The 24,563-nt window shown below is 72.0% G+C and carries 29 protein-coding genes and 1 tRNA gene; 12 read left to right on the plus strand and 18 right to left on the minus strand.

The features are described from left to right. Window positions 1-325 precede the first annotated feature (325 nt). Both ACWEN0_RS03425 and ACWEN0_RS03430 read left to right on the plus strand, forming a co-directional pair. Window positions 326-517 (plus strand): excisionase family DNA-binding protein, encoded by a 192-nt coding sequence (locus tag ACWEN0_RS03425; protein ID WP_451968537.1) that lies wholly within the window; start codon window positions 326-328, stop codon window positions 515-517. A gap of 1 nt (window position 518) precedes the next feature. After that, window positions 519-1,745, plus strand: coding sequence for a tyrosine-type recombinase/integrase (locus tag ACWEN0_RS03430; RefSeq protein WP_451968538.1), 1,227 nt, complete (start codon window positions 519-521; stop codon window positions 1,743-1,745). Between the two features lie 78 nt (window positions 1,746-1,823). Here the strand turns inward: ACWEN0_RS03430 and ACWEN0_RS03435 are convergent. From ACWEN0_RS03435 to ACWEN0_RS03455, 5 genes are all read right to left on the minus strand, one after another. Continuing rightward, window positions 1,824-1,896 (minus strand) — tRNA-Ala (locus ACWEN0_RS03435). A gap of 53 nt (window positions 1,897-1,949) precedes the next feature. Further along, window positions 1,950-2,774, minus strand: coding sequence for a divisome protein SepX/GlpR (sepX, locus tag ACWEN0_RS03440; RefSeq protein ID WP_451968540.1), 825 nt, complete (start codon window positions 2,772-2,774; stop codon window positions 1,950-1,952). Window positions 2,775-2,937: 163 nt separating this feature from the next. Next, window positions 2,938-3,606 carry a GNAT family N-acetyltransferase gene (locus ACWEN0_RS03445; protein WP_451968542.1) on the minus strand — a complete coding sequence of 223 codons (669 nt, stop codon included), beginning with the start codon at window positions 3,604-3,606 and terminating at the stop codon, window positions 2,938-2,940. After that, the gene (glp, locus tag ACWEN0_RS03450; RefSeq protein ID WP_451968543.1) at window positions 3,606-4,883 is read right to left on the minus strand and encodes a molybdotransferase-like divisome protein Glp; all 1,278 of its coding nucleotides are present in this window, start codon (window positions 4,881-4,883) and stop codon (window positions 3,606-3,608) included. The genes ACWEN0_RS03445 and glp overlap by 1 nt, the downstream gene beginning before the upstream one ends. Continuing rightward, on the minus strand, window positions 4,880-5,785 hold the full coding sequence (locus ACWEN0_RS03455; RefSeq protein ID WP_451968545.1) for a UTP--glucose-1-phosphate uridylyltransferase: 906 nt from the start codon (window positions 5,783-5,785) through the stop codon (window positions 4,880-4,882). Before ACWEN0_RS03455 ends, glp begins: the two co-directional genes overlap by 4 nt. A 24-nt stretch (window positions 5,786-5,809) precedes the next feature. Here ACWEN0_RS03455 and ACWEN0_RS03460 point away from each other — a divergent pair, with 24 nt between their 5' ends. The 4 genes from ACWEN0_RS03460 (at window position 5,810) to mscL (ending at window position 8,007) form a co-directional block, all read left to right on the plus strand. Further along, window positions 5,810-6,400, plus strand: coding sequence for a 5-formyltetrahydrofolate cyclo-ligase (locus ACWEN0_RS03460; protein WP_451968547.1), 591 nt, complete (start codon window positions 5,810-5,812; stop codon window positions 6,398-6,400). Window positions 6,401-6,486: 86 nt separating this feature from the next. Further along, complete coding sequence (locus ACWEN0_RS03465; RefSeq protein ID WP_451968548.1) at window positions 6,487-6,786, plus strand: FmdB family zinc ribbon protein; 300 nt, start codon at window positions 6,487-6,489, stop codon at window positions 6,784-6,786. A gap of 131 nt (window positions 6,787-6,917) precedes the next feature. Beyond that, window positions 6,918-7,559: an SAF domain-containing protein gene (locus ACWEN0_RS03470; RefSeq protein WP_451968550.1), complete on the plus strand. Its 642-nt coding sequence runs from the start codon at window positions 6,918-6,920 to the stop codon at window positions 7,557-7,559. A 34-nt stretch (window positions 7,560-7,593) separates the two neighbouring features. Continuing rightward, the gene (gene mscL / locus ACWEN0_RS03475; RefSeq protein ID WP_451968552.1) at window positions 7,594-8,007 is read left to right on the plus strand and encodes a large-conductance mechanosensitive channel protein MscL; all 414 of its coding nucleotides are present in this window, start codon (window positions 7,594-7,596) and stop codon (window positions 8,005-8,007) included. A 5-nt stretch (window positions 8,008-8,012) separates the two neighbouring features. On the opposite strand, the gene ACWEN0_RS03480 is transcribed toward mscL, so the two are convergent. Together ACWEN0_RS03480 and ACWEN0_RS03485 are read right to left on the minus strand one after the other, a co-directional pair. Further along, window positions 8,013-8,186 carry a hypothetical protein gene (locus ACWEN0_RS03480; RefSeq protein ID WP_451968554.1) on the minus strand — a complete coding sequence of 58 codons (174 nt, stop codon included), beginning with the start codon at window positions 8,184-8,186 and terminating at the stop codon, window positions 8,013-8,015. 95 nt (window positions 8,187-8,281) lie between these two features. Then, complete coding sequence (locus ACWEN0_RS03485) at window positions 8,282-8,782, minus strand: MogA/MoaB family molybdenum cofactor biosynthesis protein (protein WP_072476233.1); 501 nt, start codon at window positions 8,780-8,782, stop codon at window positions 8,282-8,284. A gap of 123 nt (window positions 8,783-8,905) precedes the next feature. Here ACWEN0_RS03485 and ACWEN0_RS03490 point away from each other — a divergent pair, with 123 nt between their 5' ends. Further along, window positions 8,906-9,961, plus strand: coding sequence for an NAD-dependent epimerase/dehydratase family protein (locus tag ACWEN0_RS03490; protein WP_451968556.1), 1,056 nt, complete (start codon window positions 8,906-8,908; stop codon window positions 9,959-9,961). Between the two features lie 11 nt (window positions 9,962-9,972). On the opposite strand, the gene ACWEN0_RS03495 is transcribed toward ACWEN0_RS03490, so the two are convergent. Genes ACWEN0_RS03495 through ACWEN0_RS03505 form a run of 3 tightly spaced genes read right to left on the minus strand, consistent with a single transcriptional unit; the run spans window position 9,973 to window position 13,143 of the window. Beyond that, on the minus strand, window positions 9,973-11,022 hold the full coding sequence (locus ACWEN0_RS03495; RefSeq protein WP_451968558.1) for a sensor histidine kinase: 1,050 nt from the start codon (window positions 11,020-11,022) through the stop codon (window positions 9,973-9,975). After that, window positions 11,019-11,720: a response regulator transcription factor gene (locus tag ACWEN0_RS03500; protein ID WP_451968560.1), complete on the minus strand. Its 702-nt coding sequence runs from the start codon at window positions 11,718-11,720 to the stop codon at window positions 11,019-11,021. Before ACWEN0_RS03500 ends, ACWEN0_RS03495 begins: the two co-directional genes overlap by 4 nt. A gap of 10 nt (window positions 11,721-11,730) precedes the next feature. Next, window positions 11,731-13,143: a hypothetical protein gene (locus tag ACWEN0_RS03505; protein WP_451968562.1), complete on the minus strand. Its 1,413-nt coding sequence runs from the start codon at window positions 13,141-13,143 to the stop codon at window positions 11,731-11,733. A 159-nt stretch (window positions 13,144-13,302) separates the two neighbouring features. Here ACWEN0_RS03505 and ACWEN0_RS03510 point away from each other — a divergent pair, with 159 nt between their 5' ends. Genes ACWEN0_RS03510 through ACWEN0_RS03530 form a run of 5 tightly spaced genes read left to right on the plus strand, consistent with a single transcriptional unit; the run spans window position 13,303 to window position 16,904 of the window. Further along, on the plus strand, window positions 13,303-13,947 hold the full coding sequence (locus ACWEN0_RS03510; protein ID WP_451969840.1) for a glycosyltransferase family 2 protein: 645 nt from the start codon (window positions 13,303-13,305) through the stop codon (window positions 13,945-13,947). Continuing rightward, window positions 13,944-14,627 (plus strand): TIGR04282 family arsenosugar biosynthesis glycosyltransferase, encoded by a 684-nt coding sequence (locus ACWEN0_RS03515; RefSeq protein WP_451968564.1) that lies wholly within the window; start codon window positions 13,944-13,946, stop codon window positions 14,625-14,627. The genes ACWEN0_RS03510 and ACWEN0_RS03515 overlap by 4 nt, the downstream gene beginning before the upstream one ends. Beyond that, window positions 14,627-15,253, plus strand: a complete 627-nt coding sequence (locus ACWEN0_RS03520; protein ID WP_451968565.1) for a methyltransferase domain-containing protein — start codon at window positions 14,627-14,629, stop codon at window positions 15,251-15,253. Before ACWEN0_RS03515 ends, ACWEN0_RS03520 begins: the two co-directional genes overlap by 1 nt. Then, on the plus strand, window positions 15,250-16,371 hold the full coding sequence (locus ACWEN0_RS03525; RefSeq protein ID WP_451968566.1) for a molybdopterin-dependent oxidoreductase: 1,122 nt from the start codon (window positions 15,250-15,252) through the stop codon (window positions 16,369-16,371). The genes ACWEN0_RS03520 and ACWEN0_RS03525 overlap by 4 nt, the downstream gene beginning before the upstream one ends. Continuing rightward, a complete protein-coding gene (locus ACWEN0_RS03530) occupies window positions 16,368-16,904 on the plus strand; it encodes a hypothetical protein (RefSeq protein ID WP_451968568.1) in 537 nt (178 codons plus the stop codon). Before ACWEN0_RS03525 ends, ACWEN0_RS03530 begins: the two co-directional genes overlap by 4 nt. 141 nt (window positions 16,905-17,045) lie before the next feature. On the opposite strand, the gene ACWEN0_RS03535 is transcribed toward ACWEN0_RS03530, so the two are convergent. From ACWEN0_RS03535 to ACWEN0_RS03570, 8 genes are all read right to left on the minus strand, one after another. Further along, the gene (locus ACWEN0_RS03535) at window positions 17,046-18,488 is read right to left on the minus strand and encodes a trypsin-like peptidase domain-containing protein (protein WP_451968569.1); all 1,443 of its coding nucleotides are present in this window, start codon (window positions 18,486-18,488) and stop codon (window positions 17,046-17,048) included. Between the two features lie 73 nt (window positions 18,489-18,561). Further along, window positions 18,562-19,644 carry a galactose-1-phosphate uridylyltransferase gene (galT, locus tag ACWEN0_RS03540; RefSeq protein WP_451968571.1) on the minus strand — a complete coding sequence of 361 codons (1,083 nt, stop codon included), beginning with the start codon at window positions 19,642-19,644 and terminating at the stop codon, window positions 18,562-18,564. Then, entirely contained in the window at window positions 19,641-20,441 is an 801-nt protein-coding gene (locus ACWEN0_RS03545) for a DeoR/GlpR family DNA-binding transcription regulator (RefSeq protein ID WP_451968573.1), read from the minus strand. Before ACWEN0_RS03545 ends, galT begins: the two co-directional genes overlap by 4 nt. A 162-nt stretch (window positions 20,442-20,603) precedes the next feature. Continuing rightward, window positions 20,604-22,013, minus strand: a complete 1,410-nt coding sequence (locus ACWEN0_RS03550) for a HAMP domain-containing sensor histidine kinase (protein ID WP_451968574.1) — start codon at window positions 22,011-22,013, stop codon at window positions 20,604-20,606. Next, window positions 22,010-22,702, minus strand: a complete 693-nt coding sequence (locus ACWEN0_RS03555; RefSeq protein ID WP_451968575.1) for a response regulator transcription factor — start codon at window positions 22,700-22,702, stop codon at window positions 22,010-22,012. Before ACWEN0_RS03555 ends, ACWEN0_RS03550 begins: the two co-directional genes overlap by 4 nt. 67 nt (window positions 22,703-22,769) lie before the next feature. Beyond that, the gene (locus tag ACWEN0_RS03560; protein ID WP_451968576.1) at window positions 22,770-23,378 is read right to left on the minus strand and encodes a trimeric intracellular cation channel family protein; all 609 of its coding nucleotides are present in this window, start codon (window positions 23,376-23,378) and stop codon (window positions 22,770-22,772) included. After that, window positions 23,379-24,032 carry a response regulator gene (locus ACWEN0_RS03565; protein WP_013230063.1) on the minus strand — a complete coding sequence of 218 codons (654 nt, stop codon included), beginning with the start codon at window positions 24,030-24,032 and terminating at the stop codon, window positions 23,379-23,381. It abuts the gene before it with no gap. A 217-nt stretch (window positions 24,033-24,249) separates the two neighbouring features. After that, window positions 24,250-24,552, minus strand: coding sequence for a hypothetical protein (locus ACWEN0_RS03570; protein WP_451968577.1), 303 nt, complete (start codon window positions 24,550-24,552; stop codon window positions 24,250-24,252). Window positions 24,553-24,563: the final 11 nt, after the last annotated feature.

Genomic DNA, 24,563 nt, shown 5'->3' on the forward strand with positions numbered 1-24,563 from the left:
ACGGGCACCAGACCCGCAAACCCGCAAACCCGCCGATCCGCGGGTTCAAACCCGCAAACCCGCAGACAAACCCGCCAGCAGATCCGCAGGTCGACGGCCACTTTGCGGGTTTGCGGATTTGCGGGTTTCTCTCCGCGCCGTCGCACAGCACGGCCACACCCGCGGCAACCCGTCGCCACACCACCTGCCAGCCAACACGGCGACCACCCACACACCGTCACCGATCGGCCCCGACGCGCGCTCACGTCGGGGCCGGCGTTCGTGCCCGCTCGCCCCGGGCGTTCGGAGGCAAGTCATGACACAACAGCGCGCCGGAGGTGCCCACTTGAATCAACCGATCCAGCCCAAGTGGCACACCGTGTCCGAAGTAGCCCAGATGCTCGGCTACGGGCTTTCGAAGACCAAGCAGCTCGTTGCCACCGGTCAGATCAGGTCCATTAAGGACGGCGGAAATCGTCGGGTGCTGCCGATCTGGGTTGACGACTACATCGCCCGACTCGTGGAAGAGGCAGCCTGACATGGCGAGCAAGGGACGCGCCAACGGCGAGGGATCGATCTACCCGTTCCGCAACGGGTTCGCCGCGTACGTGTGGGTCACCACACCGACTGGCGAGAAGAAGCGCAAGTACGTCTATGGCCCGACGCGCGAACTGGTCCACGAGAAGTGGCTCAAGCTGCACCAGGCGGCCAAGAACGGCCCGGTGGCGACGTCGGTGCCGCGCCTGCGCGAGTACCTGAACTACTGGCTGACGGAGGTGATCAAGCCGAACCGGGCACCCCTGACGTACGTCAACTACGAGCTGTTCACCCGGCTCTACATCAACCCGCCCCTGGGCGGCCAACGGTTGGACAAGCTCGGGGTGCGAGACGTTCAGAAGTGGATCAACGCTATCCCGGGGATCTGCCAGTGCTGCGCGCAAGGCAAGGATGCGCGGCGCGACGAGAAGCGCCGGCGGTGCTGCGCGCTGAGTGCCCGCCTGTGCTGTAAGGACGCGCCGTCTGCTCGGACGGTCTCCGACATCCGCGCGTGCCTGCGCGCGGCGCTGAATCACGCGATCCGCGAGGAGCTGATCGGGCGGAACGTCGCTGAGCTGGTGACGCTCCCGACCGTCCGCAAGCGCAAGCGGACGGCCTGGACGAGTGAGGAGGCGCGGAGGTTCCTGGAGTCGGCTCGCGACGCCCGGGACGCGATGTACGCCGGCTACGTGCTGGCTGTCGTCCTAGGGCTGCGCAAGGGCGAAATCCTGGGACTCACGTGGGAGGCGCTCAACTTCGCCAACGGCGAGCTGGCGGTCAACCACCAGCTCCAGCGGGCCGGTGGCGAGCTGCTGCACCGCGAGACGAAGACGGCCGCGTCGGACGACACCATGCCGCTGCCGTCCATCGTCGTCGCGGCCCTGGAGAAGCGCCGGCGGGACCAGTTCGCCGACCGGAAGGAGGCGGACCTCGCCTGGCACCCGAACGACCTGGTGTTCACCACCAAGTACGGGCTCCCGATCGACCCCCGGAACTTCAACCGGTCCTGGGACAACCGCGTCGCGCGCTCCGGCGTCCGGAAGATCACCGTGCACGACGGGCGCCGGTCCTGCGGAACGCTGCTGGTTGACCTGGACGTGCACCCTCGGGTGATCATGCGGATCCTGCGGCACGCGCAGTTCTCGATGACCATGGAGATCTACTCGCAGGCGTCCTCCAAGAAGACGCGGGACGCGCTCAAGCGCCTTGGCGAAAGCCTGGACGAGTAGCGCCACTGCTGTACTTTGCTGCTATCAGGCCAACGAAAAGGGCCGTCCACTCTACTGTGGACGGCCCCTGACCTGCGGTGGAGCTGAGGGGAATCGAACCCCTGACCTTCTCGATGCGAACGAGACGCGCTACCAACTGCGCTACAGCCCCTTGGTTGTGCTCGTAGAGCTTAGCAGTGCCCTACGAGCACCCGAACCGGGGGGTCACTCCCCGACGGCTCGCCGATAAGGCCCGGTCCCGGGCTCGTCGAGCTCCTCGAACGCCGGGTCCTCGTCGTCGAGGTCGACGACCACCGCGCTCCGCCGGACTCGCGAAGTGGGCGACGGGCGGCGCTCGACGACCTCGCGGCGGACCGGCTCGATCACGTCGACGTCCTCGGCCGGCTCGGGCTCCGGTTCCGACTGCGCCTCGAACGCCGGGCGGGGCTCGGAACGGCGAGGCGCGCGGGTGCTGTTGAAGCGCGCCAGCCGGCGCTGCCGGATCTCCTCCTCGATCCGCACCTGGCGGCGCAGATAAACGAGGTACCCGACGAGCGCGACGTCGGCGGCCGCGTGGCCCCACCAGACCATCGGCATGACGAAGCCCGCCACGGCGGCCGTGACCACCGCGGCCGCGAGCAGGATGACGACGATCCGCTGGCGGAAGCTGTACTTCGCGCGGGCGGCGATCTCCGCCGCTTCGGGGTCGAAGCCGCCGCGGCCGGGGCGGTAGCCGGGCCGGTCGCGCTCGGGCCGCGAGCCGCGGGACGGCTGCGGGAGCGGCTCGGCCTCCTCTTCCTCGTAGTCGTCCTCGAGTTCGAGGTCCGCTTCCAGCTCCGCGAGATCGTCCTCGACCGAGGGCCTGGACTTCTCGGGCTCGTCGGACATGGCGAATTCCTCCCGGTCTTCGTTGCGTCCACTGCGCACGACCCTGGCAGCCAGCGCCGAGTCGGCCGTGCGGGCCACTTGCTGCCGCTTACGCGCGACCATGGGCACGAGAACGACGAGCCATGCCGCGGCGAGCGCGACGATGATCACGGAGCTGGGCATCTCCCGTCACCTCCCCCGAATCCTTCACCTGAAATCACGCTAGTCACAGGAGTAACAGATCGGGCGGAGGCTCGCCGGGTTCGATCACGGAAATGCCTCACCGGATTAGGTGAATCTCACAGCATGTGGTAACGCGCTCACGGACCCCGTTGGGTAGTCACGGTCAGGCGTAGTCGGCGCGGCCCGCCGCGACCAGGCGCGACACCAGGCCGCCGCCGGTCTCTTCGCGCGTGACCGCGAAGCAGTAGTGGTCCCGCCAGGCGCCCGCGACGTCGAGGTAGCGCTCGAACAGGCCTTCCTGCCGGTAGCCCGCCTTGGTGAGAACGCGCAGGCTGGCGACGTTTTCCGGCCGGACGGTGGCCTCCAGGCGGTGCAGCCCGCCGAGGCCGAAGGCGTGGTCGGTGACCAGCGCGACGGCGGCCGTCGCGACCCCGCCGCGGACGATGTCGGACGCCACCCAGTAGCCGATCCAGGCCGAGCGCAGCGACGCCCGGATGACGTTACCCACAGTGATCTGCCCCGCGAGCCGCCCGTCGAGGGTGATCGTGAACGGCAGGCACTGACCGCGCCGCGCGAGCGAGCGCAACGCCGCCCACTGGGACGGCCACGACCAGAAGGCGTTGCGTTCGGGCCACGGGCCGACGCCGGTCGGCTCCCACATCTCGAGGTGCGCCCGGTCGCGCAGGCGGATCCGGCTCCACTCGCCGGCGTCGCGCAGCCGCACCGGCCGGATCGCGACCACCCCGGCGGGCACCCGCAGCGGGCCGAGCCGGGCCGGCCAGCCCGGGTGCCGGCTTTCGACCGGGTAGGACACGCCCGACACGGAAGTCATCAGGCCCGTTGCGCCAGGAACGTGACCTGGACCTGCTCGCCCGCGGCGACGTCGGTCGCCTCTTCCGGCACGTTGATCAGGCAGTTCGCCTCGGCCAGCGAGGCGAGCAGGTGCGCCCCCGACTGGCCGAGCGGCTGGACCAGGTACTCGCCGTTGGCTTCGTCGCGCAGGAGCTGGCCGCGGAGGAACCCGCGCCGGCCCTCGGTCGACGTGATCGGCGACAGCAGCCGCGCCCCGACGATCCGCCGGTGCGGGTTGCGCGTCCCGCGCGCCGCGCGGATCAGCGGCCGGACCAGCACCTCGAACACGACCAGCGCGCTCATCGGGTTGCCCGGGATGAGGAACGTCGGCACCGAGTCCGGGCCGAGCCGGCCGAACCCCTGCACCGAGCCGGGGTGCATCGCGACGCGCGTCATGTCGATCCGGCCGAGGTCCGACAGCGCGGCGTGGACCTCGTCGCCGGTGGCACCACCGGCGCCGCCCGCGACCACGACGATCTCCGACATCAGCAGCCGGCCCTCGACGATCTCCCGCAGCCGCTTCGGCTCGCTCGGCACGATGCCAACCCGGCTGACCTCGGCGCCCGCGTCCCGGGCGGCCGCGGCCAGCGCGTAGGAGTTGACGTCGTAGACCTGCCCGACCGACGGCGTCCGGTCGATGTCGACCAGCTCGTCGCCGACCGAGACGATCGACACCCGCGGCCGCGGGTAGACGAGGACCTTCGCCCGCCCCACCGCGGCCAGCAGGCCGACCTGCGCCGAGCCGATCGTGTCGCCGCGACGCACCGCGACGTCGCCGATCTGGACGTCCTCGCCGGCCCGCCGCACGTACCCCGCCGACGGCACCGAGCGGTGCACCGTGACCTTGGCCTGGTGCCCGTCGGTGTAGGCGACCGGCACGACGGCGTCGGCCAGGGTCGGCAGCGGCGCACCGGTGTCGACGCGCACCGCCTGCCCGGGCTGGAGCCGCCGCGGCTGGCGCGAGCCCGCCGCGATCTCGCCGACGACCGGCAGTTGCACCGGCTCCTGCCCGGCGTTGCGCACGTCGACGCTGCGGACGGCGTACCCGTCCACGGCGGCCTGGTCGAACCCGGGCAGCGCGTGCTCGGCGACCACCTCCTCGGCGCACAGCAGGCCCTGGGCTTCCGAGATCGCCACCCGCACCGGCCGGGGCCGGACGGCGGCGTCCAGCGTCATCGCGATCTGCGAGTCGACCGAGCGGAACTCGGCCTCGTCCCCGGCCACCTCGGGCCTCGCCGCGTCGAGGGATTCCGTCATGGGCGTGCTGTCCCGATCCGTTCCGTCAACCACGCCCGTAAAGATGGACCGTACTCGGGCGTTTCAAGCGCGAAATCGACCGCGGCGCGCAGGAAACCACCCGGATTCCCCAGGTCGTGGCGTCCGCCGCGGTGCACGACGACGTGCACGGGGTGTCCTTCGGAGATCAGCAGCGCGACCGCGTCGGTCAGCTGCAGCTCACCGCCGCTGCCCGGGGTGATCCGCTTCAGCGCGTCGAAGATCGCCCGATCGAGGAGGTAGCGCCCGGCCGCGGCGTACGTCGAAGGCGCGTCCTCGGGCTTCGGCTTCTCGACCATCCCGTGCACGCGCTTGACGTCGCCGTCTTCGGTGTCGGTGACGTCGAAGACGCCGTACGGCGAGATCTCGGCCTTCGGGATGTCGAACGCGCAGAGCACGCTGCCGCCGTACCGGGCGCGGACCGCGCTCATCCGCTCGAGCACGCCGGTGGGCAGCACGAGGTCGTCCGGGAGGAGCACGGCGACGGCCTCGTCGTCCGGGGCCAGGTTCGGCTCGGCCTGCGCGACGGCGTGGCCGAGGCCGAGCGCCTGCTCCTGGACGGCGGTCTCGACGGCCAGCAGGCCGGACCCGCGGCGGACCTTCTCCAGCAGCTCGGTCTTGCCCTTGGCCTCGAGGTTCTGCTCCAGCTCCGGCTGCTTCTCGAAGTACCGGACGACGGCGTCCTTGCCCGGCGAGGTCACGATGACCAGGCGTTCCGCGCCCGCGGCGGCGGCTTCGGCCGCGACCATCTCGATGCCCGGTGTGTCCACCACCGGGAGCAGCTCTTTGGGCACCGCCTTGGTCGCCGGCAGGAAGCGGGTCCCGAGGCCGGCGGCCGGCACGATGGCGGTTCTGAACGTCTGGGTGGTTGCGGCGCCCGTCATGGGCGCAAAGCCTAACGTGAGGTCATGCACGTGCTGGGCAATGAGCACCCGAGCAAGGCGGAGTGGCGCGAACGGCTGACGCGCGCGCGGGCCGACCAGAGCGCCGAATCCCACGCCGCCGAGGCATCGGCGCTGGTCAGTGCGGTGTCGAAGGTCACATCCGGCACGGTGTGCGCGTACCTCCCGTTCGGCACCGAGCCGGGCACGACGGCCCTCGTCGACGCGCTGGCGGCCGCGGGCGCGCGCGTGTTGCTGCCGGTCATCGTGTCGCGGGCGGACCCGCTCGACTGGGCCGAGTACACGGGCGAGGCCGATCTGGTGCCCAGCCGGTTCCACGGGATCCGCGAACCGGGCGGGAAACGCCTGGGTACCGGGGCCGTGGGCGCGGCGGAGCTGGTCCTGGTGCCCGCGCTGGCCGTCGACCACCGCGGCGTCCGGCTCGGCCGGGGCGCGGGTCACTACGACCGTTCGCTGGTGTTCGCCGCGTCCGGCGCGGCGCTCCTGGCCGTCGTCCGGGACGAAGAGCTGGTCGAGCGGCTGCCGGGAGAACCGCACGACGTGCGGATGACCGGGGCCCTGACACCGGCTCGCGGCGTGTTCGACCTGCCGATGTGAGCAATCAGGAATTGCCTTCGGGGAATGTCATCCAGCACAATCGTGTTGGCACTCTAGTCGGATGAGTGCCAGTGAAGGAGCCGTCAGTGCCTACGTACCAGTACGCCTGCAAAGAATGCGACCACCGGTTCGAAGCCGTGCAGTCGTTCTCGGACCCCAGCCTGACCGTGTGCCCGCAGTGCTCCGGCACCCTGCGGAAGGTGTTCAGCTCGGTCGGCGTGGTCTTCAAGGGCAGCGGTTTTTACCGCACCGATTCGCGTGACTCGGCCAAGTCGAGCACCGCCGCGACGCCGGCGAAGACCGAGACCAAGACGGAGTCGAAGTCGGACACGAGCTCGGCATCGTCCTCCTCGGGTACGACGAAAACGGCCGCCGCCGCGTCCTGACGCGCGGAGTTGTCCACAACACCCCGGTTGTCCACAGGTGCCGGACGCGGCCCTTCCGGCGGTCCGTCCGGCTTCCCTAACGTCGATCTCGTGCGGCACACCGCCGCACCCGATCCGACCGAGGGGGCGCTGTGGACGTCTTGGCGAAGTTCCACCCACCTGTTCTCACCCGCCTGCAAGGCCCGCGGACGCGGCTGATCCGCCGCTGGCTCGCCGCCGGCCTGCTCCTGGCGGGTGCACTGCTCTTCGCGCACCCCGGCTCCGCGCGAGGCGCGCCCACGACTCCGACCGTCGTCGCGGCGCACGACCTCCCGTCCGGCGCGACACTCCACGCCGCCGACCTCCGGCTGGCCGATCTCCCCGGTGAAGCACGTCCCGAGGGCGCGCTCGGCTCCCTCGACGGCGTCGACGGGCGTCTGCTGGCGGGCGCCGTCCGCGCCGGTGAGCCCCTGACCGACGTCCGGCTGGCGCCGATCCTCCCCGCACCGGGTGAACCCGGAACGGCCACCGTGCCCGTCCGGCTCTCCGACGCGGCCGTCGCGGCGCTGCTGGAGCCGGGCCGGCGCGTCGACGTCGTGGCGGCGCCGGAACCGGGCGTGCCCGCGTCCGTGCTGGCCGCGGGCGCGACGGTCGTCACGGTCGGGGCACCTGTGCCGAAGGCCGCGGCTCCACCGGACAAGGGCCCGCTGGTGCTGCTCCGGCTACCGGAGGAGACCGCGACGAGGGTGGCGGCGATTTCACTGGAGCGTCCGGTAACGGTTACTCTCCGCTAGCGCAAGCCCCACCGCCCTTTCGTGAGGAGTACCAGTGCTCAAAGGCTTCAAAGACTTCCTGATGCGCGGCAACGTCGTGGACCTCGCCGTCGCGGTGGTCATCGGCTCGGCGTTCACGGCGATCGTCACGGCGTTCACCAACGGCCTCATCAAGCCGTTGATCAGCACGATCGGCGGCACGGACGCGGCGAAGGGCCTGGGCTACCAGATCTTCGCGAACAACGACGCGACGTTCCTGGACTTCGGCGGCGTGATCAACGCGGCGATCAACTTCGTGCTGGTCGCGGCGGTGGTCTACTTCGTGATCGTGCTGCCGGTCAAGCACCTGCAGGAACGGCGCAAGCGCGGCCAGGAGCCCGGTCCCTCGGAGCCGACCGACGTGGAGCTGCTCAAGGAGATCCGCGACCTGCTGCGCGCCCAGGCCCAGCGCGAAAAGGGCGACGACTGAAGCCGTCAGCGATCGTGGTGCGGCGGCCGGTTTTCCCGGTACCAGTCGTCCGGGAGCCCGGTGCGCCGCTCCACGTCCCGCTCGTCGGAAGTCGTGTCGGGCAGGACGTCCCCGAAGATCTCGTCGACCCGCCGGCGTTGCTCGCTGCGGCTCTGGGGATCGGGTTCGGGTCCGGCCATGCCCCCAGTCTCCCACGACGTGTTCTTTGACAACTCCAGAGCGAACGGCATCAGGCCGGGGCGGACATCTCCACCCCGGCCCGGCGAAAGCGTGTTCAGACCTCTTCGAGGCCGGAGAGCTCGTCGATCACGTGGGGAACGAGCGAGGTCAGCGTCGCCATCCCGTCGCGCACCGCGGAGCGCGACCCGGCGAGGTTGACCACGAGCGTGCTGCCCGAGACCCCGGCGAGCCCGCGCGAGATCCCCGCGTCCACGGCTCCGGCGGCCAGCCCGGACGCCCGGATGGCCTCGCTGATGCCCGGGATCGGCCGGTCGAGCACGCCGGCGGTGGCGTCCGGCGTGCGGTCACGCGGCAGCACGCCGGTGCCGCCGACCGTGATCACCAGGTCGGCGCCGCCGATCACGGCGGTGTTGAGCGCGTTGCGGATACCCGCGGTCTCGGCCTCGACGACCACGACACCATCGACGATGAAGCCCGCTTCTTCGAGCAGCTCCGTGACCAAGGGGCCGCTGGTGTCCTCGTGCTCGCCGTGCGCCACGCGATCGTCCACGATGACCACGAGGGCCCGGCCCAGCCGTTGTGCACTCCGTTCCATGGCGCCCACCGTAGTCGGTTTCACCCTTCCGGTGCCGGGAGGTGCCGGGTGAGTTCTGACGATTCCGTGACGTGACGGCGCGCGCCCCGGCGGGCCCCGGCGAGCGCCCCTAGCGTGGCCGGTGTGCGCGTACTGATCACCGGCGGAGCCGGCTTCATCGGGTCCCACATCGCCGACCTCCTGGCCGACCGCGGCGACGAGGTCGTGGTGCTCGACAACCTCCTCCCGACGGCCCACGGCTCCCCCGTCCCGCCGTCGTACACCGGCCGGCACCGGTTCCTGCGCGGCGACGTCACCGACACCGAGATCGTCGCCGAGCTGCTGGACGGCGTCGACGCGGTGTGCCACCAGGCGGCGGTGGTCGGCCACGGCGTCGACCCGTCCGACGCACCCTCGTACGCCCTGAACAACGACTACGGCACCGCGGTCCTGCTGGCCGCGATGCACGCGGCCGGGGTGCGGAAGCTGGTGCTGGCGTCGTCGATGGTCGTCTACGGCGAAGGCCGGTACGCGTGCCCGGACCACGGCGTCGTCCCGCCGTCGCCCCGGCGCGCGTCCGATGTGGACGCCGGCCGGTTCGAGCCGCGGTGCCCGGCCTGCGGCACCGAGCTGGGCTGGCAGCTGGTGCCCGAAGACGCGCCCCTGAACCCGCGCAGCACGTACGCGGCGACGAAGCTCGCCCAAGAACACTTGGCCGGTGCTTGGGCGCGGCAGACGGGCGGCAGCGTGTGGGCGATGCGCTACCACAACGTCTACGGCCCGCGAATGCCTCAGAACACCCCGTACGCCGGGGTGGCATCGCTGTTCCGCTCGGCCCTGGTGCGCGGCGAGGCACCGCAGGTGCTGGAGGACGGCCGCCAGCAGCGCGACTTCGTGCACGTCCACGACGTCGCGAGGGCGAACGTTCTGGCGCTCGGGACGGCCGGCCCGGCGGCCGACATCACCCCGGTGAACGTCTGCTCCGGCACCCCGCACACCGTGGGCGAACTGGCGGAGGAGCTGGCACGGGCCTGCGACGGCCCGAAGCCGAAGGTGGTCGGCGGCGCCCGCGCGGCCGACGTCCGCCACGTCGTCGCCGACCCGGCCCGCGCCCGCGACCTGCTCGGCTTCACAGCGGAAATCGACTTCGAGTCCGGCATCGCCGACTTCGCGACGGCGGAACTGCGCGCCCCGGTCTGACGCGGACGGCGCTAGGGCATCGCCAGCGGCAGCCGGACCTCGAACCGGCAGCCGGGGCCGTGGTTGTGGACGCCGATCTTCCCGCGGTGGGCCTCCACGAGCCCCTTGGTGATGGCCAGGCCGAGCCCGCCCCCGCTGGTCGTCCCGCCGCGCTCCGGCGTGCGGGCCTGCGTCCCGCGGAAGGCGACGTCGAAGACCCGGTTGATCTCGTCGGCCGGGATGCCCCCGCAGGAGTCGTCGACGGCGAGGAGGGCTTCGTCGCCGTCGACGCCGATCTGCACCGCGACCGTCCCGTCCGGCGGGGTGTGGCGGATCGCGTTGGACACCAGGTTCCGCACGATCCGGGCCAGTTCCGGGTCGCTGCCGGTGACGACCGGCCAGGTCGAGGCGTTGGCGAGCACCCGGACGCGCTTCTGCTCGGCGACCGGGGCCTGGGCGGCGACGGCGTCGCTGACGACGTCCCGCAGCGGCACCGCGGACATCGTCAGCTCGAGGGCACCGGCGGTGATCCGGGAAAGCTCGAAGAGGTCACCGACCATCCCCGACAGCCGGGTGGTCTCCCCGCTGATCCGCTGGGCGTAGTCGGCGACTTCGTCGCGTTCGGACACCACGCCGTCGGCCAGGGCCTCGGCCATCGCCTGGATACCGGCCAGGGGGCTGCGCAGGTCGTGGCTGATCCAGGCGACCAGCTCACGCCGGGACGCCTCGGCGGCGCGCTCCCGGTCGCGTGCCTCCCGCTCCCACACGCTGCGGCGCGCGATCGCCCGGCCGAGGATCATCGCGGCGGGCACCGTCACCACGGCGACGAGCAGGCAGACCAGCAGCATCGTGGTCAGCGCCGGGGTGAACATGAACCCGCTGATGCCCAGGACGCCGACCAGCGTGGCGAGCACCGGGATCAGCACCAGCACGGTGAGCGTGGTGGCCAGTGAACCGCGGCGCAGGAAGTACAGCACGACCCCGCCGAGCGCGGCGATCGGCAGGGAGAAGAGCAACGCCAGCGGCAGGATGTGCCAGAGGTGCGTCAGGGTCTCCGAGAAGGACTCGCCGGGTTCGATCACGGCTGCTCCCGGTCGTAGCGGTAGCCGACACCCCACACCGTCGCCACCCGGGTCGGCTTGGCCGGGTCGCGCTCGATCTTCTCCCGCAGCCGTCGCACGTGGACGGTCACGGTGGACTGGTCGCCGAAGTCCCAGCCCCACACCTTCTCGAGCAGGTCCGCGCGCGAGTAGGCGACGCCGGGGTGGCTCAGGAAGAACGCCAGCAGGTCGAACTCGCGGCTCGTCAGCGGCAGTTCGCGACCGCCGATCGTCGCGGTGCGCGCGGTCATCTGCAGGCGCAGGTCCCCGTCCACCAGCTCGGCGGCGGCCGGCTCCGGGCGCGGCATCCGCGCGCGGCGCAGCACCGAGGCGACGCGCAGGGCGAGTTCCTTGGGGCTGAAGGGTTTCGTGACGTAGTCGTCCGCGCCGAGCTGGAGGCCGGCGATCCGGTTCTCCTCCTCGCCGAGGGCGGTCAGCATGACGATCGGCACCTGGCTGACCTGGCGCAGCCGCTTGCACACCTCGAGCCCGTTGATCCCCGGCATCATCACGTCGAGGACGACCAGGTCCGGCTCGTGGGCGGCGAACTGGGCCAGTCCCTCCGCGCCGTCGCCGGCCTGGTCGACGGTGAACCCGGCCACCTCGAGGTAGCGGCGGACGACGTCGCGGACCGTCTCGTCGTCGTCGACCACGAGCACACGCCCGGCCTGATCGTTCATCGCGTCTCCCTCACCAGCCGGTCAGCAACAGGTGGTTGACCGCCAGGGCCGTCGCCGCCTGGGCGGCGAGCCACCACCGGCGTCCGGGCCGCGGCAGCAGGGCCGTCAACGGCAGCAACCACACCCCGAACGGTAGCCAGATCCGTTCGGTCTCGGCCTTCGACAGGCCCGAGACGTCGGCGAGCACGATGGTGACCAGGGCGGCGGCGCCCAGGAGCAGCACCGGGTCGGTGAGCAGGCCGCGAGGTCCCTTGGCCAGGCCCCGCCGGAGGGCGGCCACCACCGCGGGACCGAGCGCGACGGTCACCGCAGCCAGGTCGGCCCAGACCCAGTACGAGTAGGGCCGGACCAGCGCGACGCCCTGGTAGTAGCGCTCGACGACCAGGTGGTAGCCGTCGAGCCACCAGAAGCCAGCCCACGCGAAGACGCCGACGACGGCGAAGGCCGCGACGATGGCCAGCGCGGCCGCCCGCCACTGCCGGCCGAGGATCGCGACGGCCACCGCGAGCAGGCCGAGCAGCACCAGGCCGTAGGAGAGGAAGATCCCGAACCCGAGCAGCACGCCGGCCGCCAGCCCGGCCGGGACGGCGTACCGGCGGCCGAGCGTGAATCCCTTGGCGGACAACGCGAGCAGTGCCAGTCCGGTGGCGGTCGTCCCGGCGAACAGGCCGTCGGCCGACACGCCGATCCACACCGCGCCGGGCGTCAGCACGGCGAACGGCAGCACCGCGCGCGCCGCGTCCGGCCGGCCGAGCAGGGCGACCGTCGCGGGCACGGCCACCGCGACCAGGCTGCCGACGAGCACCACGGCCGTCGCCGCCCAGGCGCCGCCGTGCAGGCCCAGGCGGTCCAGCCAGACGAAGACGAGCGTCGCGCCCGGCGGGTGGCCGGACACGTGCGTCGTCCAGGAGTTCGGCTGGAAGTCGAGGATGCGGGACGAGAACTCGCGCAGCATCCGCGGGATGTCGGTGATGCCGGGCACCTCGTGGAGGTACTCCTGCGGGATGGTGAGGTGCCCGGCGAAGCCGCGGGACCAGCCGTCGACCATGGCCAGGGAAAAGATCCAGGCGAGCGAAGCCAGGTAGCCGGCGGCCAGCGCCCGGCGCCACGGCAGCCGCGCGGCCAGCGTCGGCCCTTGGACCACCACCGCGACGGCGACGAGCACGGCGAACACCGAGCCGGGCCCGACGTGCGGCAGCCAGTCGGCGAACAACGGCGGCGCCGCGACGAAGATGATCACACCCGAATGGGGCCGGTTGTAGTACGAGCCGACCGCGGCGGCCGCGGCCACGAGCACCACGGCCGCCGCGACGGCGAGGAGATCGGCCCGGGTGGCGCGGCGTCCGGGCCGATCGAGTGCCGGGTCTTCGGGTTCGCGGGCAGGCGGCTCGGCGAGCCGGGCTGCCGGGTTCGGCTCGCTCATCACCCACCACCATAAGTCCCCGGGGCACCCCACGCGCGGCGCTCGAAGGATCCGTAACGACCTGGTAAGAACTCGTCACTCGTCATGATTCAGTAAGGAGCGCAAGGGTTTCCCACGGTCCACGGTGGACTTACGGTCGGCGCCGTGACTGATTCAGGAGTGGACGTCGTCCTGCCCTGCCTCGACGAGGCCGGTGCTCTGCCGAGTGTGCTGGCCGGGTTGCCCCCGGGCTACCGCGCGATCGTGGTCGACAACGGTTCAGCCGACGGCTCGCCCGAAGTGGCGGCCTCGCTCGGCGCGAAGGTCGTCCACGAACCGCGCCGCGGGTACGGCGCGGCCGTGCACACGGGCCTGGAGGCGGCCACGGCGGACATCGTGTGCTTCGCCGACGCCGACGGGTCCCTCGACCTCGGCGACCTGCCGCGGCTGGTGACCGCGGTCGAGTCCGGCGCCGACCTGGCCGTCGGACGGCGGGTGCCGACCGGGCCCGGCGTGTGGCCCTGGCACGCGCGGGCCGGCAACGTCGTGCTGGCGCTGCTGCTGCGCGGCCGCGGGCTGCCGGTGCGCGACATCGCGCCCCTGCGCGCCGCGGACCGGCGGGCGCTGCTCGGTCTCGGCGTCGCCGATCGTGCGTTCGGGTACCCGCTCGAGCTGCTGATCAAGGCCCAGCGGGCCGGCTGGCGGGTCCGTGAGTTCGACGTCCGCTACGGCGAACGCGCCAAGGGCACGAAGTCGAAGGTGTCCGGCTCGGTGCGGGGCACGCTGCGCGCGGTCCGCGACTTCGGGCGGGTGCTGGCGCGATGACCGTCCGGTTCGTGCTGCTCGTCGTCGCGAAGGCGCCGGTGCCCGGCCTCGCCAAGACCCGGCTCTGCCCGCCGGCGACACCCGCCCAGTCGGCGGAGATCGCCGCGGCCGCGCTGCTCGACACGCTCGACGCCGTGTGCGCGGTGCCCGGCGCCGCGCCCGTCGTCGCGATGACCGGCGACCTCGACGCTGCCGCGCGGTCCGCCGAGATCGGCTCGGCGCTGCGCCGCACCACCGTGGTCCCCCAGCGGGGCTGGGACTTCGGCGCCCGCCTCGCCAACGCCCACGCGGACGCCGCCGCGGTGCACGCGGGTCTCCCGATCCTCCAGATCGGCATGGACACCCCGCAGGTCACCCCGGCATCCCTGGCCGCGGCGGCGGCTCCGGTCGTCGACGGCGGGCACGACTCGGTGCTCGGCCCGGCCGAGGACGGCGGCTGGTGGGCACTCGGGCTCGCCGAGCCGCGGCACGCGCAGGTGCTCGCGGGCGTTCCGATGTCCCGCGACGACACCGGCGAACGCACGGTGCGCGCCCTGGTCACGTGCGGGCTGCGGCCGCACCGGGCCGGCCGGCTGTCCGATGTGGACACCATGGCGGACGCCCGCGCGGTGGCGGCGCTGTGCCCGGACGGCCGGTTCGCCCGCGCTGTCGCGGTGGTCGACGGCCGGGCGGTCGCGTGATGACGACCTTGCTCGGCAACGAGTTCGACCGCGGCCTGCTCGGTCACCACTGCTGGCTCGAACTCGCCGACGGCGAACGGATCGAGCTGCCGGTGGAGCGCTGGACCGCGCGGTCCGAGGGCGACGAGGTGCTGCTCGACGCCTGTTCCGGCCCGACGCTCGACATCGGTTGCGGCCCCGGCCGGCTCACCGCCGCGCTGGCCGAACGCGGGGTCGTCGCGCTGGGTGTGGACAGTTCGCGGACCGCCGTGCGCCTGACGCGCCGTCGCGGCGGAAGTGCGTTGCGCCGCAACGTTTTCGACCGGGTGCCCGGCGAGGGCCGGTGGCGGCACGCCCTGCTCGCCGACGGCAACATCGGCATCGGCGGCGACCCGGTCGCCCTGCTGCGGCGCGCGGCCGGGCTGATCGACGGCGAGGGTGACGTGCTCGTCGAGCTGGAGCCGCCCGGCCGTGGCCTGCGGCACGAGCGCGTCCGGCTGCGGCCCGGGCACGCCGACGTCGCGTGGTTCGCCTGGGCGTGGGTCGGCGTGGACGCGATCGCCGAAGTCGCCCTCCGCGCCGGGTTGCGCGTCGACTGGACGACCCGGCACGGGCACCGCTGGTTCGCACGGCTGGAGCGATCGTGAAACTGCCGATTCCCGAGGAAGAACACTTCAAGGCGCCGGCGCACGACGAACGCGTGACGTCGAAGATCGGGCTGGCGCTGGCGGTCACGTTCACCACGTGCTTCGTGACCGGCCTGATCAGCCACCTGATCCAGCACCCGCCCGAGTGGTTCTTCTGGCCGAGCCGCCCGGTCGGGCTCTACCGCGTCACACAGGGGCTGCACGTGATCTCCGGGATCGCGTCGATCCCGCTGCTGCTGGCGAAGCTGTGGAGCGTCTACCCGAAGCTGTTCGGCCGGCCGCTCGTGCGCTCGCTGCCGCACGCCCTCGAGCGGCTCTCGATCCTGGTGCTCTCGGGCGCGGCGTTCTTCGAGCTGACGACCGGGCTGCTGAACGTCGCGCAGAACTACCCGTGGGGGTTCTACTTCCCGCAGGTGCACTACGCGGTCGCGTGGCTGGCGATCGGGTCGATCCTGGTGCACGTCGCGGTGAAGCTGCCGGTCATCCGCCGCGCGCTGAGCCGCGGCACACCGGCGGCGGAGGAGAAGCCGGCCGCCGGGCTGTCCCGCCGCGGGTTCCTGCGCACCACCGGGCTCGCGACGGGGGTCGCGGTCGTCGCCACCGCCGGCGCGACCGTTCCGTTCCTGCGCGGCGTTTCCGGCCTGTCGTGGAGAACCGGCAAGGGCACGCAGGGCCTCCCGGTGAACCGGACGGCGGCGGCCGCGGGCGTCACGCGGTCGGCGTCCTGGGAGCTCTCGGTCGTGACTCCGCGTGGCACGAGGAAGTTCTCGCTGGACGAGCTGCGCGCCCTCCCGCAGACGACGGCCGAGCTGCCGATCGCGTGCGTGGAAGGCTGGAGCCAGTCGGCGACCTGGCGCGGGATTTCCGTGCCCACGCTGCTGAAAGCCGTCGGAGCCGAACCGGGCACGGCGTTACGGGTGTCCTCTTTGGAGCGTTCCGGGCTGTACGGCGTCAGCGTCCTGCCCGGTGAGCACACGGCCGACGAGCTGACGCTGCTCGCGCTGGAGCTGAACGGCGAAGAGCTCGACCTCGACCACGGCTTCCCGTGCCGGATCATCGCCCCGAACCGGCCCGGCGTGCTGCAGACGAAGTGGGTCTCGAAACTGGAGGCGCTGTGAAGACCGCTCGCGCTCTGCTCGCCCTGCCGGGCCTCGCGGCGCTGGCGTGGGGTGTGGTGCTCTTCGCCGAGTACGCGCTGCCGTTGCGCCCGGACGTCTTCGGGACGGTCGGCTGGATCGTCGGCGGCCCGCTCGTCAACGACGGCGTGGTCGCCCCGCTGACGGCGGTGCTCGGCTTCGCCCTCGCCCGTGTCCTCCGGCCACCGTGGCGGGTCCCGGTGGTCACGGCCACGGTTCTCACGGGCGTGCTGCTGATCCTGGCGTTCCCGCTGCTCTGGCGCCCGTACGGCACCCCGCCGATGCCCGGCCTCCACGACGGCAACCCCGGCCTCGGCCTGGCCCTGACCCTGGCCGCAGTCTGGCTGGCGGCCCTGCTGACCCCACCGCTCCACCGTGTCGTCCGCCGAAGCACACGTGATGCCCCTCCAATCACGCGAGATGCCTCCCCAGACACACGTGATGCCTCCCCAATCACGCGAGACGCCCCATCAGACACGCGTGATGCCCCACCGGACACCCCGGCCGGCACCTGACCGGGGCCGAAAATGCGGCCACGCGCGACCGGCAACGAATGCCTGGGTCGCGCGTGGCCTTGTGGGTCCGGCCCCAAAACTGCGGAGGTCGAGCCGATGCTGGTCTCGGCCGCACCAGGGCGGCCGAGCGTCTGGACGGGATCAGTTGGCCGGGACGGGCTGGCCGCCGAGGGTCACCTCGATCGTGCGGCCGTCGGAGAGGGTGAACTTCGCCTTCTCGTCCGGCGCCCGGGTGCGGATCGCGGCGACCAGCGTGTCGGACTTGTCGATGTTGCGGTCGTCGATCTTCGTCACGACGTCGCCCGGCTTGAGGCCGGCCTTCTCCGCCGGGCTGCCCGGGGTGATGGCGCCGAGCTGCGCGCCGCCCTGCGGGGCGTCGGTGACCTGCGCGCCGATGTAGGTCTGCACGGCCTGGCCGGTCTTGATGATCGTGTTCGCGGTGCGGCGGGCCTGGTCGATCGGGATGGCGAAGCCGATGCCGACGTTGCCGCTCTCGGAGCCGCCCTGGCCTTGGCCCTGGCTGGCCGACTGCGGGCTGTAGATCGCCGAGTTGATGCCGATGACCTGGCCGGACATGTTGGACAGCGGACCGCCCGAGTTGCCCGGGTTGATCGCCGCGTCGGTCTGGACGGCGTCCATCACCGTCTCCTGGCCGCCTTGGCCGCCGCCCGCGCGCACCGGGCGGTGCAGCGAGCTGACGATGCCCGAGGTGACCGTGCCGGCCAGCTCGAACGGCGACCCGATGGCAACGACCGACTGGCCGACCTTCAGGTCGTCGGAGCGGCCGATCTCCACCGGGGTGAGGTTGTTGACGCCGTCGACCTTGACCACGGCGATGTCGGTCGTCGGGTCGCGGCCGACGACCTTGGCGGCGGCCTTCTTGCCGTCCTGGAACACGGCCTGGATCTGACCGCCGTTCGCGGCGACCTCGACCACGTGGTTGTTGGTCAGGATGTAGCCGTCGGTGCTGATGACGAACCCGGAGCCCTCGCCGGCCCCCTGCTGCCCGCTCACCTGCAGCTCGACGACGCTCGGCGACAGCTTCTGCGCGACCGCCTCGACCGAGCCGGCGGGGGCGTTGCCGGTCTGCTGGGCCGGCTTCGGCGCGTCGAGCGCGTTGCCGGCCGGACCGCCGGACGAGCCGCCGGTGAGGTACCCGACCGCGCCGCCCGCGATCCCGCCGACGAGCAGCGCGACCAGCGCGACGCCGGCGAGCATCTTCCCGCCGGAGCGCTTCGGCTGGTTGGGCGGCACGGGCGCCGCGCCGTAGCCGGACGTGCCGGGCTGCGCATACGGGTTCGGGTTCGGGTAGACGCTCTGCTGGGTCTGGCCCGGCGCCGCGCCCGCGCCCTGGGCGGACCAGGGGTTGGGGTGCGGCTGCTGCTGCGCCCCGTAGGACGGATCGGCCCCGGTCACCGCGTGGTAGGACGGCTCCGGCGCCGAGTACTGCGGCGTGCCGCCGGTCTCGGGGGTGGCCTGCTCGCCGAACGGGTTCCCCGCCCAGCCGCCCTGAGCGGCCTGCTGGCCGGTCTCGGGGTGCCGCGGCGCCGCGGGGTCGTGCGCGCTGGGGTCGTTCTCGGTCATGTCATCACCTTGCGGGACGGTCCTGAGAGGTTCCTGAGCCGAACCTGTGCATCGGAGATGAGTATGGCCGGGGTCAGCCCGCGGCGCGGAGCCTTTCCGCGATCTGCTCCGGCGTCGCGTCGTTGACCCACACGGCCATGCCCGATTCGGACCCCGCCAGGTACTTCAACTTGTCCTTGGAGCGCAACACGGAGAACAGTTCCAGATGGAGCCAGCCGAGCTCGCGGTCGCGGCGCACCGGCGCCTGGTGCCACGCCGCGATGTACGGCAGCGGCCGGTCGTACAGGGCGTCACAGCGGCGCAGGACGTCCAGGTAGACGTCGGCGAAGTCGTCGCGCTCGGCGTCGGTCAGCGCGGGGATGTCGGGCACCTGCCGGTGCGGCACGACGTGCACCTCGACCGGCCAGCGCGCCGCCGGCGGCACGTACGCCGTCCAGTGCTCGCCGGACGCCACCACGCGCGCGCCGGACTTCCGCTCGGCGGCCAGCACGTCGCCGAGCACCGGACGGCCGTGTTCGGCCTGGTAGGCGCGGGCGACGTCGAGCATCCGCTCGGTCTTGGGCGTGACGAACGGGTAGCCGTAGATCTGCCCGTGCGGGTGCGAAAGCGTGACGCCGATCTCCTCGCCGCGGTTCTCGAACGGGAAGACCTGTTCCACACCGGGCACTTCGGACAGCGCGGCGGTGCGGTCGGCCCACGCCTCGACAACGGCCCGCACCTGCTTCGCGCTCAGCCGCGAGAAAGCGCCGTCGTGGTCGCTGGTGAAGCACACGACCTCACAGCGCCCCCGGCCGGGCCGCACCGGCACCAGCCCGAGGCCGTCCACAGTGGACGGCTCGCCGATGACGTCTTCGGCGAAAGAAGGAAAGCGGTTTTCGAAGACGACGACGTCGTAGTCGCTTTCGGGGATCTCACTGGGTTTCCCGGGCTTGCTCGGGCACAGCGGGCAGAGGTCGGCCGGCGGCTTGTACGTCCGCGTCTGCCGGTGCGCGGCCATCGCGACCCATTCGCCGGTCAGCGGGTCCAGCCGGATCTCCGAAGCGGCCGAAACCGGCGGCAGGTCGCGGGTGTCCTCGGCGACGCGGTCGGGCGCGCCGGGCTGGTCGAAGTAGATGATCTCCCGGCCGTCGGCCAGGTGTCGTACGGTGCGCTTCACGCTTCTTCGGCCTCGTCCGTCTCCGCCGTCTCGGCGATCATGAGTTCCCCCGCCCGTTCGGCGAGGATTTCCTTGGCATCGTCGGGAATTCCGTCATCGGTGACGACGACGTCGGCCTCGTCCAGGTCGGCGATCGTGGAGATCCCAACGGTGGCCCACTTGGTGTGGTCGGCGAGCACGACGAGCTTGCGCCCGGCCTCGACCAGCGCGCGGTCGGTCTCGCTCTCGGTCAGGTTCGGCGTGGTGAACCCCGGACCCTCGGCCATCCCGTGGACGCCGAGGAAGACGACGTCGAGGTGCAGCGACCGCAGGCTGTGCACTGCGACCGGCCCGACCAGCGCGTCCGACGGCGTCCGCACCCCGCCCGTGAGCACGACGGTGCGGTCCGGCTGCGTCGACCCGCGCAGCACGTCGGCGACCTGGATCGAGTTCGTCACGATGGTGAGCCCGGGGATGGCGTCGAGCGCCCGCGCCAGCGTCCACGTGGTGGTGCCGGCGGAGATGCCGATCGCGGTGCCGGGCCGGACGAGCGTCGCGGCCAGCTCGGCGATGGCTTCCTTCTGCGCGCGCTGGCGCACGGACTTGGCCTCGAACCCGGGTTCGTCGGTGCTCTTGCCGATGACCGAGGTGGCGCCGCCGTAGACCTTTTCGACGAGCCCGCGCCCGGCGAGCACGTCGAGGTCGCGGCGCACCGTCATGTCGGACACGCCCAGCCTGGTCACGAGGTCACTGACCCGGACCGCACCGGTCCGGCGTGCCTCTTCCAGGATCACCGCCTGTCGCTGACGCGCCAGCAATGGTCAACTCCGTCCCCGTCACACCCCAACCACACAAAATCCTACACGATTCAACACAGGATCCGCAGAGTCGGCGGGGATGAACTTCACCATGGCAGGTCACGGCGCAGGCGGGACGCCCCGGCCTAACAACACCGCCACGGCGTCCCGACAACGTCCGGATCAGCCGGGCGCCCCCGGCAACCGGATCGTCATCAACGCGCCGCCCTCGGGCGCGCGCGCCGCATACACGGCGCCGCCGTGGCGCTCGGCCGCGTGCTTCACGATCGCCAGGCCGAGGCCGGAACCGGGCAGCGTCCGCGCCTCCGACGAGCGGTAGAACCGGTCGAACACCTTGGGCAGGTCCTCCTCGGCGATGCCCGGGCCGGCGTCGGCGACCTCGACCACGGCGGTGCCGTCGCCGAGCGGGTACAGCCGCACCCAGACCGTCGCGTCCGGCGGCGAGAACTTCACCGCGTTGTCCAGCAGGTTCAGCACCGCGCGCTCGATCGAGCTGTTGTCGCCGGTGAGCACCCACGGCTGCAGCGAGACGTCGAAGTTGATCTCGCCCGCGCGGCGCCGCGCCCGGTCCAGCGCGCGCTCGACGACGTCCAGCAGCTCGACGCGCTCGAAGCGCTCGCGCGGCTCGTCCTGGCGGGCGAGCTCGACGAGGTCGCCGATGAGCTGGGTCAGCTCGTCGAGCTGGCCGCTGATGTCCGCGACGATGTCGGTGCGGTCCTCGTCCGGCAGCGGCGGCGCGCCGGGCTTGCTCGCGGCGAGCAGCAGCTCGAGGTTGGTGCGCAGCGACGTCAACGGCGTCCGCAGCTCGTGGCCGGCGTCCGCGACCAGCTGGCGCTGGCGTTCCTGCGAGTCCGCGACCGTGCCGAGCATCGTGTTGAACGTCGTGGTGAGACGCGCGAGCTCGTCGTCGCCGCTGACCGGGATCGGCCGCAGGTCGCCGGTCTTGGCGACGCGCTCGGCGGCCGACGTCAGCCGGTCGACCGGGCGCAGGCCGGCCCGCGCGACGGCGGTGCCCGCGGCGGCGGCGACCAGGATGCCGGCGCCGCCGATCAGGAACAGCACCAGCGCGAGCTCGTTCAGCGTGCGCTTGGTCGGCCCCATCGACTGGGCGAGCACGATCGCTTCGCCGTGCCCGGACGGCAGCGCGACGACACGACTGTCGGTGCGGAAGTCCGTCCGCAGGGACTGCGGCGAGTCGCCGTTCGCGACGTCCAGCTCGTGCTGGTCGAAGGGCGGCGCCGAGCTCGACAGCGGGTAGGTCATCACGGCGTGCTGGACGTCCGGCGCGGCCGTGAGCTGCCCGATCTGCAGGTCGGCACTGGCCAGGAAGGCGCCCGGGACCTGCCGCAGCTCGGTCTGCACCTGCGGCGAGGCGACGGCTGCCTGCGCGCGCGCCATCAGGCTGTCGTCCAGCTGCTGGTAGAGGTTGTTGCTGACGACCATGTACGCGCCGATCGACACCAGCGCGACGGCGCCGGCGACACAGGCGGCGGCGAGCAGCGTCACCCGGCCGCGCAGCGAGAACCGGCGGGTCCCCCAGCGCGTGCCGCGGGGGTCGCCGGGCTCGGTCACGGCGGGGTTTCCCTCAGGACGTAGCCCACTCCCCGCACCGTGTGGATCAGCCTCGGCTCCCCCTCGGCCTCCGTCTTGCGGCGCAAGTAGCCGACGTAGACCTCCAGCGCGTTGCCCGACGTCGGGAAGTCGTAACCCCATACTTCCTCCAGTATCCGGCCCCGCGTGAGGACGTGCTTCGGGTAGGAAAGGAACAGTTCCAGCAGTGCGAACTCGGTCCGGGTCAGGCTGATCTCGCGGCCGCCGCGGCGGACCTCCCGCGTGCCCGGGTCGAGGGTGAGGTCCGCGAAGGACAGGATCTCCGACGCCTGGCCGTTATGGGCGTCCGGGCTGGCGCGGCGCAGCAGCGCCCGCAGCCGGGCGAGCAGCTCTTCCAGCGCGAACGGCTTCGGCAGGTAGTCGTCGGCGCCGGCGTCCAGCCCGGACACCCGGTCGGAGACGGTGTCGCGGGCGGTGAGCACGAGGATCGGCAGGTCGTCGCCGGTGCTGCGCAGGCGGCGGGCCACCTCGAGGCCGTCCAGCCGGGGCATCATGACGTCGAGCACCATCGCGTCCGGCCGGTCGGCGATGATCGCCTCCAGCGCCTGCGCACCGTCGCTGGCCAGCTCGACCTGGTAGCCGTTGAACTCCAGGGACCGCCGGAGCGACTCACGGACGGCGCGGTCGTCGTCCACCACAAGGATGCGCATGGCGACAGTTTTACTCAGCGTGCTGAGACTCGCCTAAGAACACACACAGAACACACAAAGAGAATCCTCACTCCGGTGCCCGCGCGACCGGGGCGTTCCAGTGCCGCCAGAGCGCGACCATCCGCACGGTGACCACTGCGGCGGCCGCCACGACGGTCACCGGCCCCTCGGGCAGGTGCACAGCGTGACCGACGGCGACGAGCACCGAGCCGGCCAGCGCGGCCACGGCGTAGATCTCCTTCCGCAGGACGAGCGGGATTTCCCGGAGCAGCAGGTCCCGCACGGCCCCGCCGCCGATCCCGGTCGTCATGCCGATCAGGCACGCGGCGTAGGCGGGGGCGCCGGCGTTGAGGGCGATGGTCGTCCCGGCGGTGGCGAAGACGCCGAGCCCGAGCGCGTCGGCGAGCAGCACCCCGCGTCGAAGCCGCGCGACCTGCGGGTGGAAGCCGAAGACGACGAGGGCGGTCGCCGCGCAGACGGCGAGGTAGGGCCAGTTCCGCAGCGTCGTGGGCGGGTGGATGCCGAGCAGGACGTCCCGGATCACACCGCCGCCGAGCGCGGTGGTCAGCCCGACGACGACCACGCCGAAGACGTCGAGCCGGGCCCGCACGGCGGCGAGCGCCCCGGACGCCGCGAAGGCGACGAGCCCGAGGAACTCCAGCGCCGTGAGCAGCATCTACTGGTCGAGCAGGCCCCCGCGGTAGGCCAGCAGAGCGGCCTGCACGCGGTTGGCGGCGCCGATCTTGGAGAGCACGGCGGAGACGTACCCCTTGACGGTGGCTTCGGAGAGGTGCAGGCGCCCGCCGATCTCGGCGTTGGAAAGCCCTTGCCCGATGAGCGCGACGACCTCACGCTCGCGTTCGGACAGAGAGGCGAGCAGCTTCCGGGCGGGCTGAGCAGCGCGTTGTTCGTCCCGGTGGGACTGAACCATCCGCGCGGCCACCCCCGGATCCAGGACGGCCCCGCCGCGGCTCAGGTCCCGCACGGCCCGGAGCAGCGCGGCCGGATCGATGTCCTTGAGGAGGAAGCCGTTGGCGCCGAGTCTGAGAGCGAGGCTGACGTATTCGTCGATGTCGAAGGTGGTCAGCATGGCAACGGTGGGCGGATCGGGCAGCGCGAGGATGGCCCTGAGGGCGCGAATGCCGTCGTCCGGAGCCCGCATCTTGATGTCGAGCAGGGCAACGTCCGGGTGGTACCGCCGCGCGACCTCCACCGCGGATCTGCCGTCGGAGGCTTCGCCCACGATCTCGATGTCCTGAGCCCCGGACATCATCGCGCGCAACCCCGAGCGCACCAGTTCCTCGTCGTCGGCGAACATGAGCTTGATCAACGAAGCCCTCCGCAACAGCCAGTAGGAGGCGGCTCCCCGCGTCCCGTTAACGAAGGTTACCTACTGTTGTTCAGCAGTTCGAAACCAGACACGACCAGGTGACCGACTGGTCCGTCCAGGTCAGGTCAGGTGCGCCGTCCGGCCGGGTGTAAGCCCGCTGTAGGTCACAGGTAAGAACCACTCACCTGGGTGACGACGAGAGTCGGGTCGCCCGTGATCACCCACGACGCCGAGTCGTGCCTCGCTCCCACCAGTCGATGGTTTCGCCCTCGTCAGCCATGCGGTGAAGGACGTGCACGGTGATTTCGGCGTTCGAACCGGACAGCTCGCAGAACGCCCACAGCTTTTGCCGTGCGCGGTGGTACTGATGGATCACCTCGTCGACCTCGAAGGCGTCCAGTTCCCCAGCCCGGTGGCGGTCGACCGCCTCCGCCACGTGCGCAACCAGTTCGGCGAGCCGCGCCTCGTGGTAGGCGGAAACCGCCTCACGAGCCGCCCGGCGTTCGCCTTTGGTCCCCACAGGGGGACCCT

This window comes from Amycolatopsis sp. NPDC004378 (genome assembly GCF_053602455.1).